28 protein-coding genes are annotated in these 21,663 nt (G+C 33.1%); all 28 read left to right on the plus strand.

The window, feature by feature from the left end:
- Positions 1 to 45 precede the first annotated feature (45 nt).
- Positions 46 to 1,434, plus strand: a complete 1,389-nt coding sequence (gene lpdA / locus FLP_RS15675; protein WP_065450465.1) for a dihydrolipoyl dehydrogenase — start codon at positions 46 to 48, stop codon at positions 1,432 to 1,434.
- A 214-nt stretch (positions 1,435 to 1,648) separates the two neighbouring features.
- Positions 1,649 to 2,158 carry a TPM domain-containing protein gene (locus tag FLP_RS15680; RefSeq protein WP_065450466.1) on the plus strand — a complete coding sequence of 170 codons (510 nt, stop codon included), beginning with the start codon at positions 1,649 to 1,651 and terminating at the stop codon, positions 2,156 to 2,158.
- Positions 2,159 to 2,333: 175 nt separating this feature from the next.
- Positions 2,334 to 3,083 carry a DUF2314 domain-containing protein gene (locus FLP_RS15685; protein WP_065450467.1) on the plus strand — a complete coding sequence of 250 codons (750 nt, stop codon included), beginning with the start codon at positions 2,334 to 2,336 and terminating at the stop codon, positions 3,081 to 3,083.
- A 149-nt stretch (positions 3,084 to 3,232) separates the two neighbouring features.
- Positions 3,233 to 4,135, plus strand: a complete 903-nt coding sequence (locus tag FLP_RS15690; protein WP_065450468.1) for an arginase family protein — start codon at positions 3,233 to 3,235, stop codon at positions 4,133 to 4,135.
- Positions 4,136 to 4,264: 129 nt separating this feature from the next.
- Entirely contained in the window at positions 4,265 to 4,909 is a 645-nt protein-coding gene (locus FLP_RS15695) for a suppressor of fused domain protein (protein ID WP_065450469.1), read from the plus strand.
- 261 nt (positions 4,910 to 5,170) lie between these two features.
- Positions 5,171 to 5,560, plus strand: coding sequence for a DUF1801 domain-containing protein (locus FLP_RS15700; RefSeq protein WP_065450470.1), 390 nt, complete (start codon positions 5,171 to 5,173; stop codon positions 5,558 to 5,560).
- Positions 5,561 to 5,603: 43 nt separating this feature from the next.
- Complete coding sequence (locus FLP_RS15705) at positions 5,604 to 6,158, plus strand: hypothetical protein (RefSeq protein ID WP_065450471.1); 555 nt, start codon at positions 5,604 to 5,606, stop codon at positions 6,156 to 6,158.
- 37 nt (positions 6,159 to 6,195) lie between these two features.
- Positions 6,196 to 6,852, plus strand: coding sequence for a DUF2306 domain-containing protein (locus FLP_RS15710; RefSeq protein ID WP_065450472.1), 657 nt, complete (start codon positions 6,196 to 6,198; stop codon positions 6,850 to 6,852).
- A gap of 27 nt (positions 6,853 to 6,879) precedes the next feature.
- Positions 6,880 to 7,311 (plus strand): GNAT family N-acetyltransferase, encoded by a 432-nt coding sequence (locus tag FLP_RS15715; protein WP_065450473.1) that lies wholly within the window; start codon positions 6,880 to 6,882, stop codon positions 7,309 to 7,311.
- 36 nt (positions 7,312 to 7,347) lie between these two features.
- Positions 7,348 to 7,851, plus strand: coding sequence for a hypothetical protein (locus tag FLP_RS15720; protein ID WP_065450474.1), 504 nt, complete (start codon positions 7,348 to 7,350; stop codon positions 7,849 to 7,851).
- Positions 7,852 to 7,863: 12 nt separating this feature from the next.
- Positions 7,864 to 8,274, plus strand: coding sequence for a hypothetical protein (locus FLP_RS15725; RefSeq protein ID WP_065450475.1), 411 nt, complete (start codon positions 7,864 to 7,866; stop codon positions 8,272 to 8,274).
- An 86-nt stretch (positions 8,275 to 8,360) separates the two neighbouring features.
- Positions 8,361 to 9,140, plus strand: coding sequence for a hypothetical protein (locus FLP_RS15730; RefSeq protein ID WP_065450476.1), 780 nt, complete (start codon positions 8,361 to 8,363; stop codon positions 9,138 to 9,140).
- A 3-nt stretch (positions 9,141 to 9,143) separates the two neighbouring features.
- Entirely contained in the window at positions 9,144 to 9,596 is a 453-nt protein-coding gene (locus tag FLP_RS15735) for a hypothetical protein (protein ID WP_065450477.1), read from the plus strand.
- Positions 9,597 to 9,621: 25 nt separating this feature from the next.
- The gene (locus FLP_RS15740) at positions 9,622 to 10,245 is read left to right on the plus strand and encodes a hypothetical protein (protein ID WP_065450478.1); all 624 of its coding nucleotides are present in this window, start codon (positions 9,622 to 9,624) and stop codon (positions 10,243 to 10,245) included.
- Positions 10,246 to 10,685: 440 nt separating this feature from the next.
- Positions 10,686 to 11,171, plus strand: coding sequence for an SRPBCC family protein (locus FLP_RS15745; protein WP_065450479.1), 486 nt, complete (start codon positions 10,686 to 10,688; stop codon positions 11,169 to 11,171).
- A gap of 101 nt (positions 11,172 to 11,272) precedes the next feature.
- Entirely contained in the window at positions 11,273 to 12,169 is an 897-nt protein-coding gene (locus FLP_RS15750; protein WP_065450480.1) for an NmrA family NAD(P)-binding protein, read from the plus strand.
- 12 nt (positions 12,170 to 12,181) lie between these two features.
- Complete coding sequence (locus tag FLP_RS15755; protein ID WP_065450481.1) at positions 12,182 to 13,096, plus strand: helix-turn-helix domain-containing protein; 915 nt, start codon at positions 12,182 to 12,184, stop codon at positions 13,094 to 13,096.
- A 47-nt stretch (positions 13,097 to 13,143) separates the two neighbouring features.
- Positions 13,144 to 13,554 (plus strand): hypothetical protein, encoded by a 411-nt coding sequence (locus FLP_RS15760; protein ID WP_065450482.1) that lies wholly within the window; start codon positions 13,144 to 13,146, stop codon positions 13,552 to 13,554.
- 23 nt (positions 13,555 to 13,577) lie between these two features.
- Positions 13,578 to 13,793 (plus strand): ArsR family transcriptional regulator, encoded by a 216-nt coding sequence (locus FLP_RS15765; protein ID WP_065450483.1) that lies wholly within the window; start codon positions 13,578 to 13,580, stop codon positions 13,791 to 13,793.
- A gap of 10 nt (positions 13,794 to 13,803) precedes the next feature.
- The gene (locus FLP_RS15770) at positions 13,804 to 14,490 is read left to right on the plus strand and encodes an aspartate/glutamate racemase family protein (protein WP_065450484.1); all 687 of its coding nucleotides are present in this window, start codon (positions 13,804 to 13,806) and stop codon (positions 14,488 to 14,490) included.
- 11 nt (positions 14,491 to 14,501) lie between these two features.
- The gene (locus FLP_RS15775) at positions 14,502 to 15,200 is read left to right on the plus strand and encodes a hypothetical protein (RefSeq protein WP_065450485.1); all 699 of its coding nucleotides are present in this window, start codon (positions 14,502 to 14,504) and stop codon (positions 15,198 to 15,200) included.
- Positions 15,201 to 15,216: 16 nt separating this feature from the next.
- Entirely contained in the window at positions 15,217 to 15,822 is a 606-nt protein-coding gene (locus tag FLP_RS15780; protein ID WP_065450486.1) for a hypothetical protein, read from the plus strand.
- A gap of 71 nt (positions 15,823 to 15,893) precedes the next feature.
- Positions 15,894 to 16,262 carry a nuclear transport factor 2 family protein gene (locus FLP_RS15785; protein ID WP_065450487.1) on the plus strand — a complete coding sequence of 123 codons (369 nt, stop codon included), beginning with the start codon at positions 15,894 to 15,896 and terminating at the stop codon, positions 16,260 to 16,262.
- A 218-nt stretch (positions 16,263 to 16,480) separates the two neighbouring features.
- A complete protein-coding gene (locus tag FLP_RS15790) occupies positions 16,481 to 17,527 on the plus strand; it encodes a serine hydrolase domain-containing protein (RefSeq protein ID WP_065450488.1) in 1,047 nt (348 codons plus the stop codon).
- Positions 17,528 to 17,533: 6 nt separating this feature from the next.
- Positions 17,534 to 17,959, plus strand: coding sequence for a DUF1801 domain-containing protein (locus FLP_RS15795; RefSeq protein ID WP_065450489.1), 426 nt, complete (start codon positions 17,534 to 17,536; stop codon positions 17,957 to 17,959).
- 8 nt (positions 17,960 to 17,967) lie between these two features.
- Positions 17,968 to 19,065 (plus strand): MBL fold metallo-hydrolase, encoded by a 1,098-nt coding sequence (locus FLP_RS15800; RefSeq protein ID WP_065450490.1) that lies wholly within the window; start codon positions 17,968 to 17,970, stop codon positions 19,063 to 19,065.
- A 226-nt stretch (positions 19,066 to 19,291) separates the two neighbouring features.
- Positions 19,292 to 20,416 carry a lactonase family protein gene (locus FLP_RS15805; protein ID WP_065450656.1) on the plus strand — a complete coding sequence of 375 codons (1,125 nt, stop codon included), beginning with the start codon at positions 19,292 to 19,294 and terminating at the stop codon, positions 20,414 to 20,416.
- Positions 20,417 to 20,717: 301 nt separating this feature from the next.
- Complete coding sequence (locus FLP_RS15810) at positions 20,718 to 21,260, plus strand: GNAT family N-acetyltransferase (RefSeq protein WP_065450657.1); 543 nt, start codon at positions 20,718 to 20,720, stop codon at positions 21,258 to 21,260.
- The last annotated feature ends 403 nt before the right edge of the window (positions 21,261 to 21,663 follow it).

The raw sequence follows: 21,663 nt of genomic DNA on the forward strand, positions 1-21,663 counted from the left end.
GGAATTAAACTTCATTTTCGGTAATAAATACTAAAAACCAAAAAGATGAAATACGACGTTATTGTTTTAGGAAGTGGTCCTGGCGGATATGTAACAGCAATTAGAGCTTCACAATTAGGCTTTAAAGTTGCTGTAGTAGAGAAAGAAAACCTTGGTGGTGTATGTTTGAACTGGGGATGTATCCCAACAAAAGCATTACTCAAATCAGCTCAGGTTTTTGATTACTTAAAACACGCTTCTGACTACGGATTAAAAGTTTCTGAATTCGATAAAGATTTCCCTGCTGTAGTACAACGTAGCCGTAGTGTTGCTGACGGAATGAGCAAAGGAGTTCAGTTTTTGATGAAGAAAAACAAAATTGACGTTATCGAAGGTTTTGGAAAACTAAAACCAGGTAAAAAACTTGACGTTACCGATAAAGACAATAAAGTTACAGAATATAGCGCTGATCACATTATCATTGCAACTGGTGCCCGCTCTCGTGAGTTGCCAAACTTACCACAAGATGGCGTAAAAGTAATTGGTTACCGTCAGGCAATGACTTTACCAACACAACCAAAATCTATGATTATTGTAGGTTCTGGAGCGATTGGAGTTGAATTCGCACATTTCTACAACTCAATGGGAACTGAAGTTACTATTGTAGAATTTATGCCAAACATTGTTCCTGTTGAAGACGAGGATATCTCTAAACAAATGGAGCGTTCTATGAAAAAAGCAGGAGTAAAAATTATGACCAACTCTTCTGTTGAGAAAATTGATACTACCGGAACTGGCGTAAAGGCAACTGTAAAAACAGCAAAAGGAGAAGAAATTCTTGAAGCTGACATCGTACTTTCTGCAGTTGGAATCAAAACTAACATCGAAAACATAGGTTTAGAAGAAGTTGGAATCGCTGTTGACAGAGATAAAATCTTAGTAAACGCTTACAACGCAACTAATATTCCTGGATATTATGCCATTGGAGACGTTACTCCTGGACAAGCTTTGGCTCACGTAGCTTCTGCAGAAGGAATTAACTGTGTAGAAAAAATCGCTGGTTTACACGTAGACCCAATCGATTACGGAAACGTTCCTGGTTGTACTTACGCAACTCCTGAAATTGCTTCTGTAGGATTAACAGAAAAACAAGCTAAAGAAAAAGGATACGAATTAAAAATTGGTAAATTCCCATTCTCAGCTTCAGGAAAAGCAAAAGCTGCAGGTGCTGCTGACGGATTCGTAAAAGTAATCTTTGATGCTAAATACGGAGAATGGTTAGGATGCCACATGATTGGTGCTGGTGTTACAGATATGATTGCAGAAGCAGTCGTAGCTCGTAAACTAGAAACTACAGGTCATGAAATCCTTAAATCTATTCACCCTCACCCAACAATGAGTGAGGCAGTTATGGAAGCTGTTGCTGATGCTTACGGCGAAGTAATTCACTTGTAATATCAAACCGTTTTACGGTTACATATAATTTTCAATTTAAAAATCCGGTTTGTGAAAGCAAATCGGATTTTTTTGTTTTAATGACGCATCTGCTCTCCTTTCACTTACTTTAACTTTACAAATAAACAAATAAAATAGTAACCTTTTGATAGCAAACTGAAGCCCATTTATGATAATAAAATGATATTTTTGCAGCACCCAAATTTATTTTCAAATGAAAAAAATATTACTTGTTATTACAATTTCTTTCCTTTTGCCAAACAACTTTTTTGGCCAGTCGGGAAAAACAATTGCTCAAAATTCAGTCACCGAAAATACTTTTTCAAAATCATATAGTTATCTAAACGATTTCGAAAAAATATTAACTTCAAATCAAATTACAACTTTAAACACAACTTTAAAATCTTCTGAAAAAAAATCAGGTTATAAAATTATTGTTGTTACCATTTCATCAATAAAACCGTACGCGAGTGTTCCGGAATATGCATACTATTTAGAAAAGTATTTATCAGATAATTTAAAATTAAATCCTGCAATTTTAATTGTATTAAGCAAAGAGTTACGACAAATTCAGATTCAAAGTAGTCGAAAGGGACTTAATAAACTAACTGAAGAAGAAACCAAAAACATTATAAACAATTTTGCAATACCCGAATTTAAAAAAGGTGATTTTTATAAAGGTTTAGAAAATGCGGTAAATCAAATTGTAAAAAAAATAGAATAGATTAAAAAAAACTTTTTTTTGTAGAATCCGGTTTGCGAAAGCAAGTCGGATTTTTTTTTACCGCAAAAAAACTAAAACGCCATAAAACATTCATCAAATCAACCATTACTTTTTTTACTTTCTTACAAAAAAATTATATTTACGTAATACGAAATAATATTCTAAAATATCAATAATGGAAAATACACCAATTTTTTTTGCCGACGGAGAAAGTCCAAAAATGATCGAAGCCTTCAAAAAAGCTCAGGAAACGTTTAAGTATTTCTGGAGAGAATTGTCCTGGGAATACCGACGAATAGTACCGGCACTTGATGTTGCCTGCGTAAAACTGGCTTTTACACAGGAAATAAATAACGATACCGTAGTCGAACATATGTGGATCAATGAGATAAATTTTGATGGCGAAAAAATAAAAGGCATTTTAGTAAACGACCCTAACGAATTAACAAATGTTAGTAATGGCGAATATGTAGAAATTCCGGCAAATCAAATTAGTGACTGGCTATTTGTCACTCAGGATAAAACATACGGAGGTTTCACCATACAAGCTATGAGATCAGAAATGAACGAAACCGAAAGAGAAGAACATGATGCTGCCTGGGGATTAAATTTTGGCGATTTTAATGATATTCTAGTTGCTTACGAACAAAAAGAAAAACCGGAAAACCTTGTAGAACATCCTATGAGCCAAAACATGCGGGAAAGCCTTCTGGAATTTATAAGGACAAACCCAAATGAACTTACCGCTCAGGACGAATTAGGATATACTTTTTTGCATCGCGAAGCAATTGCAGGAAACAGTACAACAGTAAAAGTATTAATAGAATCCGGTGCAGATGTAAACGCAAAAACGCATAATAATAAAACCGCCTTAGATTTTGCAGAACAACTAAAATGGGAACATATCATTCCAATTTTAAAATAAGAGTTTTTAAAATCCGATTTGCTTCTTTTTGCAAATCGGATTTTTTATTAGTAAGTCTTTATTTGATGTAAGTTGCCAAATTATTTCATTTAATTAAAAAAACACGCCAAAACTTATATTTTAATAACTTTATACCTAAATAATAAGTCATGAAAGAAGTATGCATTGTTGAGTTTCCATCTAATTTGGGCTTAAAAGAACCTCAACCCGGAAAAGAACCAGGCGTAAAAAATCTGCCTAACTGGTTCTGGAAACATAATTTGCATAAAGCCATCAATCATAAGGATGTTCTAAGGCTCGATCCTCCACGATACACAAATATTAGAGAAATTGAAACTAATATACTAAATGCAAATGCATTGGTCGATTACGCACGGGAACAAGCCTATTTAATAAACAATTTACTTTCGCAAAATAAATTTCCGTTTATACTGGGCGGCGATTGCAGTATATTGTTGGGATCGGCAATTGCATTAAAACAAAAAGGTAATTACGGCTTATTTTATCTTGACGGCCATACTGATTTTATGGATGTTTCCTTGTCTGAAACCGGAGGAGTCGGCGGAATGGCAGCTTCGATAGTAACGGGAAACGGACATAAAAAACTCACTGATATTCTTAATTTATCGCCTTATATAAAAGAAGAAAATCTTTGGTGCGTAGGCAATCGCGAATACGATGATGAGTACGAAAATGAAATCCGCAATTCGGCCGCAACTTACCTGAGTCTTCGTGAATTGCGAAAACAAGGCATCTCAATTGCTGTTCAGTCTTTTCTTTTAGAGGTAAAAAACAAGAATCTCGACGGTTTCTGGCTGCATATAGATGTCGATGTTTTAAACGATACTATCATGCCCTGTGTAGACAGTCAAACGCCTGATGGTCTTACTTATCAGGAATTTAATGAGCTGACCTCCTATTTGTTTCAAAACGAAAAATTAAGCGGACTCGAAATCACTATTCTCGATCCTGATTTAGATCCTACTGGGCAATATACCAGAGACTTTGTGCAAAATATCACGATTACTTTTAATACACATTTTGGACATTAGACGATTAAAAAACAGAAAATTCTATTTTATAAAATATAAAAATCCTAAATTTTCTTTTTAAATTAGACTAACTAATATTTCATTCGATATAAGAAATAATTACAAAGTCTCCTATTTAAACCAGAAAGCATGACATTAGACGAATATAAAAAACAATTTTCAGAAGACGATGCTGTCGGCTGGATCGCAATAGATCAGGAATTTGATCGTCTTTACCCCAATCAGGAACCCAAACATTATGTCCCCCCAATACCTTACATGCTGGGCGGCGAAGATCCGCTTGACGGAATAAGCATTTACGAGAGTAAAAAGCAAACAGATCATCTGCATTTTGTAACCTACGGATTTTCAGAATTATATTATAACGAAGAAAAACTAAACGATGAATTTAGCAAGTGGGGATTCGAACTTACTTTTAGATTAAAACCTTTTGAACCCGACAACGGAAACCCAAGTTGGGCCATCGTAATGCTCCAAAACATTGCCAGATATGTTTTCGACAGCGGCAATTGGTTCGAAGAGTTTCATTACATGCCGGCAAATGGACCAATTCGACTAGATACAGACACGGAAATCACTGCTTTAATAATTGTTGTTGATCCAGAAATCGAAAAAAAACAAACCCCGCATGGCGAACTTTCATTTCTGCAAATCGTAGGAATCACTTCTGCCGAATACGAACATTTAAAAGCAAATCCCGAAACGGCTGAGGAACTAGTAAATAAACTCAAAGAAAACAATCCTTTACTAATTACGGATCTCACCAGAAAATAACTCCAAAATCCGATTTATGAAAGTAAGTCGGATTTTTATTTGGGCGAATCCGCCGCGGCGGACTGGGCTGTCACTATATCTTTTATGGTGAACCCCAGCATAAAAAGATGCCATTTCAATCCCTAACGCAAACACCGGTTTTCGTAAGAACATTATTTCTAAATTGAATTATTGCGATAAAAAGATTATTTTAGCTTAGATTAAAATACAGTATCAAAATAAACGCATTCAGTTAGTTACAAATAAAAAAAAGTTATTATTATGAATCCGGACATACAAGAATATAATAATTTACAAACTCGTTCAGATAAAGAAATCTGCGATCAGTTAGCCACGATAATCAATCAAAATCTTCCCGGTGCCCAAAGTAAAATCTGGCATGCTCACCCGGTTTGGTTTCTCGACGGAAATCCTATTGCGGGATATAGCAAATTAAAAAACAGCGTTCGTTTACTATTCTGGAGCGGTCAGTCGTTTGATGAAGAAAAACTAGCTGATGAAGGTTCTTTTAAAGCTGCTGAGTCGCGGTATACTGCCGCTGCACAAATCAACAAACAGGATCTCGAACGCTGGCTCAAAAAGGCTCAGGAAATACAATGGGATTATAAAAATTTAATCAAGAGAAAAGGAATTTTAATACGATTAAAATAATAAATTTATCCATTATCATAAAGTCAAAAAGCATTCTATATTTATGAGTCGAAGAAATAAAAAAAACATTGAAGAAAAAAAATCAAAAAAAGACACCATCGCTTTTATTGTAAAAGTAATTTCAATTGTACTTTGTCTTATTAGTTTTATATATGTAATCAGGCATTATACTAACTTTTTAATTGTAAAATTTGAGTTTTTACTTTACATCTATTTAATTGCCGGTCTTTTGTTTGGACTTTTGTTTTATAAATATCAAAAAGAATACGAAGGAAAAAATTTTAAATCAGGAAGTTATTTTGCTCTCATTCTGGTAGTTTATGGCACAATTTCATGTGCCACCTTTTTTCTTGCCAACGAATATCTTTCAACTAATAAAGAATATATTGTAGTTTCGCCCATTTTCGAAAAACATGAAAGTTACAAAAGATCGCCTAACAGTATTGTAGTACAAATAGAAGGCACTAAAAAGGAAATCAATATACACAATTATGACTTTAAAGAAATTAGCATGTACAACTTTGCCGAAATAAGAATAAAGCGAGGATATTGGAATTTCCCTATCATACTCGAAACAAAACTCATACTAACTAAGTAAAAAGCATTTACAGGCTATTTTAGCTGTAAATTTATAAATGAATAAAGAGCAAATAATACAAATACTAATTTATTCTCACGCACTCTTTGGCGGTATAGCACTACTTTCAGGTTTTATTTCATTAATAGCCAAAAAAGGAAAAAAGACACATAAAAAATCGGGAAAGCTTTTTTACTACTGCATGCTTTTATCTGCTTCAACTGCACTAGTTATTGCTTCGCTTCCCCAGCATGAAAGCCCGTTTTTATTTGCTATCGGGATTTTTAGTTCTTATTTTATCATAACAGGTTACAGGGCTTTACGATTCAAAAATAAAAACATCAATCTTAAAACAGATCAGCTAATTTCAGGAATTATGATCTTAACCGCAGTTTTGATGATTTTGTACAATCCGGTTGTTCATCACAAAATAAATATTGTTTTAACTGTTTTGGGTATCGTAGGACTCGTTTTCTCCAGCAGAGATTTGATGCTTTATAAAAACGCGGATAAACTTAATAATGTCTGGCTAAAATTACATTTAGGAAAAATGATTGGCGGATACATTTCAGCCACAACCGCTTTTGTTGTAGTAAATAATTTTTTCCAGGGTTTTTACGGTTGGTTTGTTCCCGGAACAATAGGCGGATTTTATATTGTTTACTGGATAAAAAAGGTAAACAAACAACAGCCAACACAAATACGATTACAATAAAATTGACTTTTCAACCCATCATTTATCATGGAAATAAGAGAAATTAAAAATTCTGATTTTGATACTTTAAGAATCTTATTCTTAAAAGAAAGGCAAGCGACTTTTTCATGGATTGATCCTACTGAATTTAAATTAGATGATTTTGAAAAGCATATAAAAGGAGAATTGGTTCTGGTTGCTGTTGATAACGAAGTCCCCGTTGGTTTTATTTCGATCTGGATGCCTAATAATTTTATTCACCATTTTTATATAGACCGGCAACATCAAAGCAAAGGCATTGGAACGCTACTATTGAAAGCCGCAATTCAACAAACCAATCTTCCCGTAACCTTAAAATGTTTAGAAGAAAATATAAAAGCCGTAACATTTTACAGAAAAAAAGGTTTTATCGAAAAAGAAAGAGGACCATCAGAACACGGAGGATATATTCTTTTCGAATTGTTAGAAAATAGTATTTAAACTATAAATAAACCTATTAACAAACCCAACCAAAAAATGAAAACAAATACCTTAATTCTTCTTGCAGGTTTGCTGCTTATCTTACTTTCTATTTTTCTTTCTTATAAAAAAGCTCAGAAAAACCAAAGCCCCAACATATTAGATCCTAAAAAAATACTTCCGGGGCCAATAGTTCACGATGAACTCAGTGAGGAACAAATCAAAAAAATAACGCAAATACAAGCTGTTTTTTCAGACATTTATCCCATATCATTAGAAGATACAATTACCAATTTTAAAAGAGACCGAAATCCCGATAATGAAATTAGGGTTTGGGAAAATATGATGCATACTTATGAAACATTTATTGCTAAAAATCCGGAAATTAATGTAGAAAAGAAATCAGAAGTTTTTAAATTAATTCTCACACGTTCTATGATGGACGAGAACAAAGTACGATCTCAAACAGAATTTAAAATATTGAACGAAAATGAATTTAATGAAATATTAGCATCTTATACATTAGAATCAAAGCCTATTATCATAGAAAAACACTCTTAAAAACGTAAAACAATGGCCAATACCTTCTACTCTTACTTAGCTTTTATAGCACCTAATTCAAATGCCAGCCTATCTCTTCTAAAAAACAATTTAGAAACTTTTTATCAAAAAGGAACTATAGAAAACAAACCCAAAATTGTTCTTGACAACAATCAGATCGATATTATTTTTGATGATGATTATCAGCTCCATATTGCATTTTCTGAAGAAGAATATGTAAATGACGAAGCCGTCGAACTGGCAGAACAATACGAATTTGACTGGAATGAAAATGTTTTTGATAAAGCCAAATTAGAAACCTGCCATAAAAGATTCGAAATTTGGGGCGATGATGATTTTGATATGGATTATTTTAATGATAGTTTATTCGTAATCGAAGAAATACAAAATTTTAGTGATGTCACTATTTTCTCGATTCAATAAATATTTTCGGATTAGAAGGCGTTCTTTATTTTGGTTTTAATTTGTATTTTCGTTCAAAAAGAAAAACGATAACCTAACACTAAATTATGGAAGAAACAATACCCGAAAAATCAGTTTTTGAAGAAGTTCCAACAGAAAAAATTTATACTGAAAAAGCAATTCGTATTGGAACATTTTTAGGAGGTCCCATAGTTGCAGGATATTTTATAGCCGAAAACTTTAAAGTTTTTGGAGACTTTATCAAAGTAAGAAATACGTGGATTATAACGATTCTTTCAACCCTGCTTATTTTTGGTTTAATATTTATGATCCCCGAAGATGTTAATATTCCAAATGTTATATTTCCAATTATTTACATGGGAATCGCAGCTTACTTCACAAAAAAATATCAGGAAGAAAATATAGCCAAACATATCGAAAATGGTGGCGAAGAATATAATTGGTGGCGAACGATTGGTATTTCTCTTATTGGATGTATCGTTACTCTTGGTGCAATATTTGGAATCGCCTTTGCGAATGAAGCTGCCAGCGGAAGACTTACAGAGTCGACTAAGACATATGGCACTATGAATCATGAAATTGCGTATCAGAGTAATATCAATGAAAATGAAGCAGATAAAATTGCTGAAGCTTTTGAGAAAACAACTTTTTTTGATGACGCTATAACGAAATATGTGTATCTGGAAAAAATCAATAACAATTACGAAATTTCTATTTCCTGCAACGAATCAATTAAAGATGATATAGCAGCTTCGCAAACTTTCGTTTACTTAAGAAACGATATGCAAAAGTTTTTTCCAAACAATAAAATTATCTTTAAACTTGTTGTTAATGACCTTGATAATGTGGTAAAACGGATCGAGTAAACTATGACTATAAAAAACATAAAAGTTTATCACCTTTTTTGGGTTGTCGCAATAATCTCGTTATTAATAGGGGTATTTAATCCTGAGGAAACTTTGGACATTAATATTCATGATACTTATTTTGTAATTGCTGGTTTTCATATGGCGGTTGTATTATTTGTATGCTACTTTATTAGTGGATTTGCATACTGGTTGATTCAAAAAGCATTAAAGAAGCCGCTTATAAAGTATTTAACCCTGATTCATTCTGTTATCTTAATTGGAAGCTATATTTTTTACTGGCTCATTATTTTGTATTGTAAACTTTTTTTATCTAATCATGAATTTCCTTTATTTGATGATGGTAGTCGTTTAATTAGTATCACTTTGGCATTTGAGTTTGTACTTATTATTTTTGTTGCTTTGCCAATTTTCATTGTCAATTTAGCGATTGGAATTTTAAGAAAGTCTAATTAAATGTCGTCTAAAATAATCACAAAACATGAACAAACCCGTTGAAGATCAAGAAATAGATGACACAACAATTGTAGGTAATCCTAATTTACTATTACTTGCCTTAGGTATTTTTGCATTTTTACTTTCTATAACTATTTCTTTTTTTACTTTTAATCCAAAATATTTTACTGAGATTAGCTTAGAGAATAGTTTAGTTTGGGTATTTGCGGGCTTCATTGCATTATTTGCTTTTTTAAGCATTTATCTGATTGTAACTTTAAAGAAAGTTACGCTTACCAACACTGGTTTAAACATTTCATATCCCTTCTTAAATTCATCAACCGATATTATTTTTGATGATGTGTGCAAAGTTTATGATCAGGATTACAATATAAAAGGTTCACACAACTATAGATTGTACGATATATATAAAGGGAAAAAGACGATTATAGAAATTTATGATGCTAAAAACATTGTGATTACTTCGCTCGAAGTTAGCAACTATGCTATTCTTGCTCAAAATTTAAAGAACATTACAAAGTCTTATTTTAAGGTAAAGACACATTATTACGAGAATATTGTAAACACGCAGCGTTATGGCTGGTTTGTGTTTTGGGTGTTCTTCATTTATTTTTTAATAGCTTACATTATTTATAAAAAATATTCCTGATCAATTACACTTCATAGGATTAGAAGATTAAACAATCGTCATTAATTCTTCAGTCGTTTTCATCAGCATTTTCGCTTTAGCGAATCAGTAAAATCAGCGTCTAATTTTGACGCGGATAAAACAGATTTACTTCGTAAAAACGCTGATAAAAAACGGATTTTATTTGTAATAATTTTATTTCTAAAAGCTTAACTTAATGACATTGGGCCCCGAAAGCCATACAGCAGAACAAATGGTGTTGCTAAAAATGATGATTTCTGCTACTTAAAATGAAATCTAAAATCCAAAAAATCTAAAATCTAAAATCTAAAATCTAAAATCTAAAATCAAAAATCAAAAAAAACCTGTCTGATTTACCCCTCAAAATTGTCCGCTAAAAACCCTAAAGCATTGGTTTTTAAAAAGTAAATTTGATTTACTAATTTCTAAAATTAAAAAAGATGAGTGCAACAGGTTTTACCACAAGTATAAAAGTAGACCAATCTTCTAAAGAAGTTTTTGATGCCGTTACAAATGTTCGGGGTTGGTGGTCTGAAGAAATTGAAGGCAATACGGCTCAACTTAATGATGTATTCGATTATCATTATGAAGATATTCATCGTTGCAAAATAAAACTGATTGAAGTAATTGAGAATGAGAAAATCGTTTGGCTGATCGAGAAAAACTATTTTAAATTTACAGAAGATAAAACGGAATGGACAGGTACAAAACCTACTTTTGAAATCTCTCAAAAAGACGGGAAAACTGAACTTAAGTTTACGCATTTTGGCTTGGTTCCGGAATACGAATGTTTTGAAATCTGCAGGGACTCCTGGACAAATTATATTCAGAATAGTCTGCAAAAGCTTATCACAACCGGAAAAGGCGAACCAAATGCAAGCGGAAAACCGCAAACAGAAAATGAAAAAAAATTGTCTGAAGAATAACTTTTAGTCCTTTCCTCCCACTTTTTGACTACGATAATAATAGTTTTGACTACAGCTGTTGTTTGAATGTTACGCAACTTTGTAATATAAAATTTAAACAGATGAAAATTATAATTACAGGTTCTTTAGGGAACATTAGCAAACCATTAGCACAAGAGTTAGTGCAAAAAGGACATGAGGTTACAGTGATTAGCAGCACTACTAAAAAGCAAACCGAAATTGAAGCTCTTGGAGCTTTGGCAGCAATAGGTTCTGTTGAAGATGCCGCTTTTCTAACGAAAGCTTTTACAGGCGCAGATGCCGTTTATTGCATGATTCCGCGAGCCAATTATTTTGATCCCAATCTGGATCTCGAGGCTTTTACACGCGGAATTGGGAATAATTATGCCGAAGCTATCAAAAATTCCGGTGTAAAACGTGTGGTATTTTTAAGCAGTATTGGTGCTCACTTAGAACAGAATTCGGGAATAATTCAGCGTTATAATGAGATCGAAACTGTTTTGAAAAAGCTTCACGATGTTTCGATTACGTTTATGCGCCCAACTTCTTTCTTTTATAATTTACTGGCCTATATCCCGTCGATCAAATCGCAGGGCTTTATTGCAGCCAATTATGGTGGCGACAGAATGATTCCGTGGGTTTCTCCCAATGATATTGCAGCTGCAATTGCTGAGGAAATCGTAACGCTGCCTGAAGGTAAAACTGTACGTTATGTTTCGAGCGAAGAATTAACCGGTGATGAAACAGTTCGCATTTTGGGCGAAGCGATAGGCAAACCGGATTTAAAATGGGTTGTAATCACTGACGAAGAAACATTAAATGGTTTAATAAACGCAGGGATGCAGCCTAAAATTGCCGAAGGTTTGGTCGAAATGTACGCCGGACTTTATAACGGTATATTGGGCGAAGATTACATTAAAAACAGACCGGCAGTAACGGGAAAAACAAAACTGGCAGATTATGCCAAAGAATTTGCTGCTATTTATAACCAAAAATAAGTACCTTAGATTATGGCAAATCATCAACCGCACCGCATAAAAAGTATCAGCGAATTTCATGAGTTTAGGGATTTGCCCAAACCTGAACATCCGCTGGTAAGCGTTTATAATTTTGAAGATCTAAAGCATCTAAACAAAGATGAACCTAAAAGTTTGATGCTTGATTTTTATTCGATTGCATTAAAACGCCATGCCAATGCAACCATGCGTTATGGTCAGCAGGAATATGATTTTAATGAAGGTGTTTTGTTGTTTATTGCGCCAGGTCAGGTTTTTTCTATTGAAGGAAATGCCGAGTTACAACACACAGGATGGTCATTATTGATTCATCCTGATTTTTTATGGAATACGTCTTTGGCAAAAAAAATCAAGCAGTACGAATACTTTGGCTATTCGGTTCATGAAGCTTTGCATCTGTCTGATAAAGAAGAAAAGATGATTGTTGGCCTTATAAAAAATATCCGCCAGGAATATCAGTCCAATATTGATAAATTCAGTCAGGATGTTATTGTTGCCCAAATCGAATTATTGCTTACTTACGCAGAACGTTTTTACAATCGCCAGTTTATAACCCGAAAAATAAGCAACCATCAGATTCTGGCTCGTTTAGAAAACTTGCTCGACGATTATTTTGCGAGTGAATCTCTGGATAAAAAAGGTTTGCCTACCGTACATTTTATTGCCGAAACCCTAAATGTAACGCCCAACTATTTAAGCGGATTGCTCAAATCGCTTACAGGTCAAAGCACACAGCAGCATATACACGATAAACTGATCGAAAAAGCCAAAGAAAAACTTTCGACAACTAATTTATCAATTAGTGAAATTGCTTTTGAACTGGGTTTCGAACATCAGCAATCTTTTAGCAAATTGTTTAAAACCAAAACAAATACCTCTCCTTTAGAATTCAGACAAGCTTTTAATTAAAATAGCATCTATAATTTTCATAAATTCGTTATTCTTAAATCAAGTTTATGAATCCGATTTTTAAAAATACTTTGGCCGTACTTATTGGTCTTTTTGTTGGAAGTATTGTCAATATGGCTATTATTTTAATGAGCAGTTCGGTTATTCCTCCTCCAAAAGGTGCAGATGTTACCACTATGGAAGGATTAAAAGCGACAATGCATTTATTTGAACCTAAACATTTTATTTTTCCTTTCCTTGCACATGCCATCGGAACTTTTGCCGGTGCAGCAACCACAGCTTTAATTGCCGCCACTCGCAAAACAGAACTGGCTTTGGTTATTGGTTCTTTCTTTTTGTTAGGAGGTATTGTTAATGTTTTTACATTGCCATCACCAATTTGGTACAACATACTAGATATCGTATTTGCATACTTGCCAATGGCTTATTTGGCTAGAAAGTTAGTCGTTTCAAAATAATATTAATTTTTAAATTTTTCAAAATGAACGAGAAATCAGTTTTACGAAAACCTGCAAAAATGTGTTACGAGCATATTGGAGGAAAATTGGGTCAGTTACTTGTAGAAAATTTTACTGAAAAAGGCTGGATTGCCAAAAATAACCCCCTTGATAAAAATTATTACATTACAGATCTTGGACAAAAGGAATTTGAAAAATTAGGTATTGATATTTCGCAAATCAAGTCAGAAGATTTATAAAATAAAAAGAATGAAAAAAGTTGGACTTGTAGGCGGAACCAGTTGGGTTTCGACAATGGATTATTATAAATTCATAAACGAAGGCATCAATAAAAAACTAGGCGGATTGCAATTTGCAGAATGCCTGATTTATTCTTTGAATTTTGCTGATATCCAGGAAAAAACCTGGCCAAACTCATACGAACTGCTATTGAATGCGTGCTTAAGTCTACAAAAAAGCGGTGTTGACGCTATTGTTTTGTGCGCCAATACAGCGCATATGCATGCTGACAAAATCGAAAAAGAAATTGGGTTACCATTGATTCATATTGGTACTGAAACTGCAAAAGCCATAACACAAGAGAAAATTACCAACGTTGGCCTTTTAGGAACTTCGTTTTCTATGGAAATGGATTTTTATAAAGACCGTCTGAAAAGTTTTGGATTAAATGTATTGATTCCCGAAAGTCAGGAAACTCGAAATTATATACAACAGGTTTTAAAACAAGAACTGGGCAAAGGAATTATAAATCCGGAATCGAAACAAAATTACATCAAAATTGCCAACGAACTAATCGAGCGTGGCGCCGAAGGGATTATTTTAGGCTGTACCGAAATTCCGTTATTAATCGATCAATCTGATTTTTCTGTTCCTGTTTTCGATACCACAAAAATACATTCTGATGCTATCGTAAGCTTTATGCTTGCTTCAACTTAAATTATAATTTTATGAGTTATTTTGGCGGACTGGGCTCTGGAAAAGGTTGGAACAAATTCAATTTTATTCTTACACCCAAGGAATTTGAATCTATTTTCAGAGAACTTAAATTTTACTTTGTTATTACCAATACAAGCGTTGCCATAAATTACAAAGCAACGGATAAGGCGTACATATTTGATAGTTATAAAGATTTTTTTAATGAAATTTTAATTGGAAAAACAGCATTAGACCAAAAAAAACAATGGTCTTATGAGAAAAAAATCAGAATTTCTATTACTGATGATCTTCATAAAATTAACTTTAAAGAAATTATAGATAAACAAGGATTACGATCTGATGAATTTAAATTAGTCGATCCTACAGAGCCGGTAATAAATATTAGCCCTTTTTATCTTACCTTTTCAAAGGATAAGGAAAGTTTAAGCATCGCTTACATGAATGTTGAAGGCACAATAGGTTTAGAACTGACTTATCCAAAAGTGGTAAGTTTTTCTACAGATAAATTTAATTCTGTTGTTGATACCAGTCAATTCAACAATACGCTTTTATTTAATGATTTAATAAAAAACATAAAAGCATTATCTGCTAAAGCAAAATTGCAAAGCAGTACAAAACTATATCGACCAAATTTTTGGATTAGTCCTGAAGCCAAAAAGCTCATTAATGAAAATCACTATTTAAAATCGAACTTATTAAGTATCATTTAATACCACAAAATCGGATATGAAAAAGACTTTAAAACTATTGTTACTTCTCTTATTTTCAGTTTCATTACTAAACTGCGCTTCTTTTTCTACTAAAGATTTCAAAAATGATTACACTAAAATAAATGAAAGTAATCTTCTTTCGTTTAACGGAAAATATTCTTTTTATCCCATAAAAAAATTCGACAAAAAAAACCCGAATTCGCAATATGATATTTCCCAAAACATCATCAACTCTTATAATTACATCACAAACGATATCCTAAAATTTGACGATAAGGATTCTATTGTAAAAGGCCTTACTGCATATCATATCGAATTAAATCTCATTAACAATACGGATTTAGACGTTGCATTGTTTAAAAACAATAAAAGCATAAAAAAACAGCAAATAAAAGGCGAGCTGAAAAAAGACGGCATGTTTTATCTCGATAACAAATACCTGAAATGCAACGGAATACCTTATCTTTTTGGTGGATGCAATAACAATAAAAGACGCATTACGCTTTCTAAAAACAATAATCTAATTATAAACGAAGCCTTAGATAATACTGGGGCACTGTTATTTATTTTTTGGGCTGGCCAAAGTTATAATGGTGTGTATGAATTTAAGCGTTTAGAATAAAATAGTAATCTCTTTTTGATTTTCTTAAATTCTTATTTTATAACTTAGTTAGCTTTTAAAATTTTAAAATCATGACTAAGAAAGAAATAGCCCAGGACTTTTTAAAACTCGCTGCAAACGGGCATTCTCACGAAGCATTTCGTTTGTATGTTGGTGAAAAGTTTAAGCACCATAATGCTTATTTTAAAGGTGATGCCGATACATTGATGCTTGCAATGGAAGAATCTACAAGAACAAACCCGAATAAAGTCTTTAAAATTCATCATATTCTTGAAGATGGAAATTTGGTCGCCGTACATTCGCATTTAAAACAAACTCCGGTAGAACTAGGTTTTGCAGTGGTTCATATTCTTAAATTCAAAGCCGATAAAATTGTAGAACTATGGGATTTGGGACAACCCATTCCGAAAGAAACTATTAACGAAAATGGAATGTTCTGATTTTAACCGCAAAGAATGCAATGTTTTTTTACTTACGGAGTTTTATAAATTAGTAAAGTTCGCAAAGCGAAATCAATACAAAGCTTTGCGAACTTTGTGTTTTTAAACTTTCTGACTGATAAAAAAACTTAGCGTTCTTTGCGGTTAATTCGCAATCAAATTAGCAAAAAAATTTACAAACAAGACTGAACCTGAAACTTGAAACAAAAAAATAAAAAATGACTTCTAATCTTCGAATTACCTTTATATTATCCTCTATTCTCTTATTTTCCAGCAGTTTTTTATCTGCTCAGAAAAAAAACAATTATGCCGCTCAAATTGATAGTTTGATAAGTGTAAGCAATCCAATATTTAATGGCGTTGTACTGATCGCTAAAAACGGAAAAACAGTTTACAGTAAAGTATATGGTTTTACCAATTTTCAAACCAGAAAATATTTAAAAACAGACAGCCAATTTGAAATCATGTCGAATACAAGACAAATCACGGCTGTTTTAATCTTAAAAGAAGCAGAACAAGGCCGAATTGATTTACAGGCGCCTATAAAAAAATATTTACCTCAATTGAACCAAAGCTGGGCAGAATCTGTAAGGGTTCACCAACTTTTAAATCATACGCATGGAATTATCGATTTGACAAAACCGCTGTTGTTTAAACCGGGAAGTGACTTTAAATACGGAGATTTGGGATATAGTTTACTGGGAAAAATACTTGAATCTGTTACTAAAAAAAGCTATTACGAAGTAGCCAATATATTTTTTAAAGAGCTAAAAATGAAAAATACACTCTGTTTTTCTGCAGCTCCAATTAAAAAATTAGTTTCCGGTTATGTCAACAACAATAATGCTTTTAAGTTAGTTTCAAGATCTATGATTACTATTGAAAGTACTTCTTCTAACGGAATTGTTTCAACTGCAGGCGATTTAGCCATCTGGAATGAAAATCTGCATAAAGGAAAACTGCTGCAACCAGAAACGTATCAATTACTGTTTAAGTACAATATAACAGCTCAAAATAGTTTCTTCGGACCAGAAAAAGTAGGTTACGGATATGGTTTTAGAATTGTAGACAAAGAACCAATAAAATATGTTGGTCACACAGGTTTAGGTGATGGTTTTTCTTCTGTAAATTTATATTTTCCTGACAGTGATGTAAGTTTAATTATTTTAGAAAACCAAATGAATCAAAATCGTGATTTGTTTTACGCTAACGAAGTGAAAATTAAAAATATTCTGCTGAAAAGCAATTTGCTAAACAAAAAATAAAACACAATGGCAAAGAATAAAACTACCGAAACCAATGAGAGCATTACTGATTTTATAAATACTTTTATTGAAGATGAAGTCAAAAGAAATGATACTTTTGAACTCATCAAAATAATGCAGGAAGTAACCCATTTTGAGCCAAAAATGTGGGGACCAAGTATTATTGGTTTCGGGAGTTATCATTATAAATATGACAGCGGTCACGAAGGCGATGCACCTCTTGTGGGTTTTTCTCCCAGAAAAGCAGCCATTTCGCTTTATGTTTATACTTCACCAGACGATAGAGACGAATTACTTTCTAAACTAGGAAAACATAAAGCTTCAAAAGGTTGTATTTATATTAAAAAATTAGCCGACATCGATGTTGAAGTTTTAAAAGATTTGGTTTTGCATTCTTTAGAAAATTTAAAAAAATTATATCCCTCAAATTAAATACCACCATGATTCTGACTGTAATAATTCTTTTGTTCGCCGTTCTTATTTTTGTTTCACAACATCCCAGATATGGTAAAAAGCCATCAGGAGAAAGATTGGCTTTAATACAAAAATCACCCAACTATAAAAACGGAAAATTCGAAAATCAAAGCTTTACTCCTGAACTTGCCGAAGGCTATAGTTTCTCTAAAGTTTTCTTTGACTTTTTATTTAAAAAAGTAGACCGTAAAACTCCAACAGATAGTATTCCGTCTGTAAAAACAAATCTGCATGAACTTCCTGTCGATCAGGATGTTTTGGTTTGGTTTGGACATTCCTCCTATTACATTCAGCTTGAAGGAAAACGTTTTTTGATTGATCCCGTTTTTAGCGGTAACGCTTCACCTATTTACGGAACCACAAAAGCTTTTAAAGGAACTGATATTTACACCGCAGATGATATTCCTGAAATTGACTATTTATTGATTACGCACGATCATTATGATCATCTCGATTATGCTACCATCAAGGAACTGCAACCCAAAATAAAAAAAGTAGTTTGCGCTCTTGGCGTTGGTTCACATCTTGAATTTTGGAAATTTCCAAAAGAAATTATCATCGAAAAGGACTGGAATGAAAAAATAGAATTAGATCAGAATCTCACGCTTTATACCACTCCGTCAAGACATTTTTCGGGCAGGAGTATCGATCGCTGTAATACACTTTGGACATCGTTTGTGTTAGAAGCCAACAATTTTAAAATGTATTTGGGCGGCGACAGTGGTTACGATACCCATTATGCAGAAATTGGCAACAAATTTGGCCCTTTTGATATCGCACTTCTCGATAACGGACAATATAATCCAGCCTGGAAATACATTCACAATCTACCGGAAGATGTCATAAAAGCCATGAAAGATATAAAAGCAAAAAGAGTTTTTCCGGTTCATAATTCAAAATTTCCGTTATCTCTCCATTCCTGGGACGAACCTTTGATAAAAGTAACCGAATTGAATGCCGCTTCAGAAAATCCTATTCCGTTAATTACTCCAAAAATCGGAGAATTAGTAGAACTTAGAAATGAAAATCAAGAATTTCAACAATGGTGGAAAGGAGTTAGATGATTTTTGATTGTAGACTTTTGATTTTAGATTGTAGATTGAAAACTGCGACTTAAACTGAACCAAAACACCATAGTTTGTCATCCTGACGAAGGATCACACTAGTTTATCGCCAAAGAATGTCGACAATCTTTGCAGAGTTTCTTGTGTGATCCTTCCTTTGTCAGGATGACAAGATTAACAAAAAATTGGAATGCAATTCAGAACCAGAAACCTGAAACAAAAAACCATGAACCAAAAAATATACCTTTTAGCAATTGCTTTTCTCATTAGCCTAAATAGCTTCTCCCAAAATACTTATGTCTTTCTGGGAAGTTACAATCGGGATCTTAATGCAGAATCTATTCAGGTGTATCAATTAGATACTGTAAAAGGAAAACTGAACAAAATAACCTCAGCAAAAAATATCATCAATCCCTCCTATTTGACTTTATCGCCAAACGGAAAATTTCTTTATGCTTGTACCGATACAAAAACTCCAAATGCAGGAAGTGTAAGCAGTTTTGAATTTAATCCTGAGAGCAAATCCCTGACTTTTTTGAACAAACAATCCAGTGGCGGCGAAAATCCGGTTTACCTCTCGGTTCATAAAAGCGGAAAATGGTTGGTAAATGGTAATTACAACGAAGGAAGTGTTTCCGTTCATCCGATATTAGAAAATGGAAAAATAGATACGATTGCACAAAATTTTCAATATTCAGACGGAAGCGTCAATAAAGAAAGACAAACAAAATCCCATGTACATTCGACTGTATTTTCACCTCAAAATGATTATTTGTTTATGCCTGATTTAGGTGCCGATAAAATTCGCTGTTACCGTTTTGATGCCACTCAAAAACAACCTTTGATAGCCACAAAAGTTCCTTTTACCAAAACCGATTTAGAAGCCGGCCCAAGACATTTTACATTTCACCCGAATGAAAAATTGGGTTATTGTATTGAAGAAATGGCAGGCGCAATAAGTGTTTACGAATATCAGGATGGAACTTTAAAACAAATCCAGCGCATTAATACGCATCCGGACACCCTAACTGCGGGGTTTGAAAGTTCAGACATTCATATTTCGCCCGACGGAAAATTTCTTTACGCAACAAATAGAGGAAAAGAAAACAACATTGCCATTTTTTCTATTAATGAAAAAGGGCTTTTGAAAAACATTGGTTATCAATCGACTTTAGGAAATCATCCAAGAGTTTTTGCCCTTGATGAAAGCGGAAAGTTTTTAATTGCCACCAATGTCAATTCCGGGAACGTAGTAGTTTTTAAACGAAATCAAAAAACCGGATTGCTTAAAAAAGTGGGAAATGAAGTTACAATGGAGAATGTTTCCTGTGTTCAGATTAAGAGAATATAATCACATTTTACGTCATTGCGAGGAACGAAGCAATCTCACGTGCTGCATCTGCAAAGTTTATAGTATTGTGATTTCGAACACAGATGACACGGATTCGCAAGCGAGGACACAGATTATCGCGGATTTACAATCGTTTGGTATTTATGCAAAAGCAGAAGTTACACACAATTTATAAATCATTTATAATTCCTATAATCTGTGGCAAAAAACTTCTTTGTGGAAAACTAAAGTCAATTTTTTATTTTAAATTCGTGGTCCTCCGTCAAAATTAGTGACAAACGAAAATTTTAAACTTTATAAAATGGCAAAATCAACGTTCAATTTACAACCTGAAATTTTAGAAGACGACATTACTAAATTAATTCCGTTACAGGAAAGTGATTTTGACGCACTTTATCAAGTAGCTTCAGATCCTTTAATTTGGGAACAGCATCCCATAAAAGACCGATATAAAATAGAAGTCTTCAGACCTTTTTTTGATGCTGCGATCAATTCAAAAAGTTCTTTTTTGATTTTGGACAAACAAACCAATGAAATTATAGGTAATACACGTTATTACGATTACAATGAGGAAAAATCCAGTATTGCAATTGGTTTTACCTTTATTGGTCGAAAATTTTGGGGAGGTTTGTACAATAAATCGAATAAAAAGCTTCTGATTGATTATGCTTTTCAACATGTAGATTCGGTACTATTTCATATTGGAACAGATAATATTCGCTCACAAAAAGCAGTCGGGAAACTGGGCGCAATAAAAGTGGGTGAAGTAAATGTTATCAGTAATGTGGCACTCAATATGCCTCATTTTGAATATGAGTTGAAAGTTGAAAATTATAAATTATAAGTTATGAATTATAAGTTATGAATTATGAGTTATGAATTATGAGTTAAAGGTTGGAATTTATTAGTTATGAATTATTAGTTTGGAAATATGTAATCTTCTTTTTGATGAATTAACTTTCAAATGTGCCTTTAGGCACTAAATATTGGTAGCATATTAGATTATGAGGTTGGTTAGCGTGCCGTAGGTACGCAACAAAAACATTCCATTGCGTACCTACGGCACGCTAAATCTAATCTAATTTATATTTTTTCTACCAATATTTAGTGCCTAACGGCACAAAATACAGACTTTCAATCTTTAATTTGCATTATAATTTCCAAAATTTAACCAACATCCTTTAAATTACAACATTTAACTTCTATTATTTAACTCACAACCAATAACACAAAACAGACAACCCATA

Source organism: Flavobacterium piscis (assembly GCF_001686925.1).
GTDB classification, from domain to species: Bacteria; Bacteroidota; Bacteroidia; order Flavobacteriales; family Flavobacteriaceae; genus Flavobacterium; species Flavobacterium piscis.

Excerpts from the sequence above, each read along its gene's own strand:
- FLP_RS15740 (WP_065450478.1), top strand. The coding sequence starts at position 9,622 with ATGAACAAACCCGTTGAAGATCAAGAAATAGATGACACAACAATTGTA.
- FLP_RS15790 (WP_065450488.1), top strand. The coding sequence starts at position 16,481 with ATGACTTCTAATCTTCGAATTACCTTTATATTATCCTCTATTCTCTTA.
- FLP_RS15760 (WP_065450482.1), top strand. The coding sequence starts at position 13,144 with ATGAATCCGATTTTTAAAAATACTTTGGCCGTACTTATTGGTCTTTTT.
- FLP_RS15785 (WP_065450487.1), top strand. The coding sequence starts at position 15,894 with ATGACTAAGAAAGAAATAGCCCAGGACTTTTTAAAACTCGCTGCAAAC.
- FLP_RS15700 (WP_065450470.1), top strand. The coding sequence starts at position 5,171 with ATGAATCCGGACATACAAGAATATAATAATTTACAAACTCGTTCAGAT.
- FLP_RS15680 (WP_065450466.1), top strand. The coding sequence starts at position 1,649 with ATGAAAAAAATATTACTTGTTATTACAATTTCTTTCCTTTTGCCAAAC.
- FLP_RS15810 (WP_065450657.1), top strand. The coding sequence starts at position 20,718 with ATGGCAAAATCAACGTTCAATTTACAACCTGAAATTTTAGAAGACGAC.
- FLP_RS15780 (WP_065450486.1), top strand. The coding sequence starts at position 15,217 with ATGAAAAAGACTTTAAAACTATTGTTACTTCTCTTATTTTCAGTTTCA.
- FLP_RS15770 (WP_065450484.1), top strand. The coding sequence starts at position 13,804 with ATGAAAAAAGTTGGACTTGTAGGCGGAACCAGTTGGGTTTCGACAATG.
- FLP_RS15795 (WP_065450489.1), top strand. The coding sequence starts at position 17,534 with ATGGCAAAGAATAAAACTACCGAAACCAATGAGAGCATTACTGATTTT.
- FLP_RS15690 (WP_065450468.1), top strand. The coding sequence starts at position 3,233 with ATGAAAGAAGTATGCATTGTTGAGTTTCCATCTAATTTGGGCTTAAAA.
- lpdA (WP_065450465.1), top strand. The coding sequence starts at position 46 with ATGAAATACGACGTTATTGTTTTAGGAAGTGGTCCTGGCGGATATGTA.
- FLP_RS15695 (WP_065450469.1), top strand. The coding sequence starts at position 4,265 with ATGACATTAGACGAATATAAAAAACAATTTTCAGAAGACGATGCTGTC.
- FLP_RS15755 (WP_065450481.1), top strand. The coding sequence starts at position 12,182 with ATGGCAAATCATCAACCGCACCGCATAAAAAGTATCAGCGAATTTCAT.
- FLP_RS15765 (WP_065450483.1), top strand. The coding sequence starts at position 13,578 with ATGAACGAGAAATCAGTTTTACGAAAACCTGCAAAAATGTGTTACGAG.
- FLP_RS15710 (WP_065450472.1), top strand. The coding sequence starts at position 6,196 with ATGAATAAAGAGCAAATAATACAAATACTAATTTATTCTCACGCACTC.
- FLP_RS15730 (WP_065450476.1), top strand. The coding sequence starts at position 8,361 with ATGGAAGAAACAATACCCGAAAAATCAGTTTTTGAAGAAGTTCCAACA.
- FLP_RS15715 (WP_065450473.1), top strand. The coding sequence starts at position 6,880 with ATGGAAATAAGAGAAATTAAAAATTCTGATTTTGATACTTTAAGAATC.
- FLP_RS15745 (WP_065450479.1), top strand. The coding sequence starts at position 10,686 with ATGAGTGCAACAGGTTTTACCACAAGTATAAAAGTAGACCAATCTTCT.
- FLP_RS15735 (WP_065450477.1), top strand. The coding sequence starts at position 9,144 with ATGACTATAAAAAACATAAAAGTTTATCACCTTTTTTGGGTTGTCGCA.
- FLP_RS15720 (WP_065450474.1), top strand. The coding sequence starts at position 7,348 with ATGAAAACAAATACCTTAATTCTTCTTGCAGGTTTGCTGCTTATCTTA.
- FLP_RS15725 (WP_065450475.1), top strand. The coding sequence starts at position 7,864 with ATGGCCAATACCTTCTACTCTTACTTAGCTTTTATAGCACCTAATTCA.
- FLP_RS15750 (WP_065450480.1), top strand. The coding sequence starts at position 11,273 with ATGAAAATTATAATTACAGGTTCTTTAGGGAACATTAGCAAACCATTA.
- FLP_RS15685 (WP_065450467.1), top strand. The coding sequence starts at position 2,334 with ATGGAAAATACACCAATTTTTTTTGCCGACGGAGAAAGTCCAAAAATG.
- FLP_RS15705 (WP_065450471.1), top strand. The coding sequence starts at position 5,604 with ATGAGTCGAAGAAATAAAAAAAACATTGAAGAAAAAAAATCAAAAAAA.
- FLP_RS15800 (WP_065450490.1), top strand. The coding sequence starts at position 17,968 with ATGATTCTGACTGTAATAATTCTTTTGTTCGCCGTTCTTATTTTTGTT.
- FLP_RS15775 (WP_065450485.1), top strand. The coding sequence starts at position 14,502 with ATGAGTTATTTTGGCGGACTGGGCTCTGGAAAAGGTTGGAACAAATTC.
- FLP_RS15805 (WP_065450656.1), top strand. The coding sequence starts at position 19,292 with ATGAACCAAAAAATATACCTTTTAGCAATTGCTTTTCTCATTAGCCTA.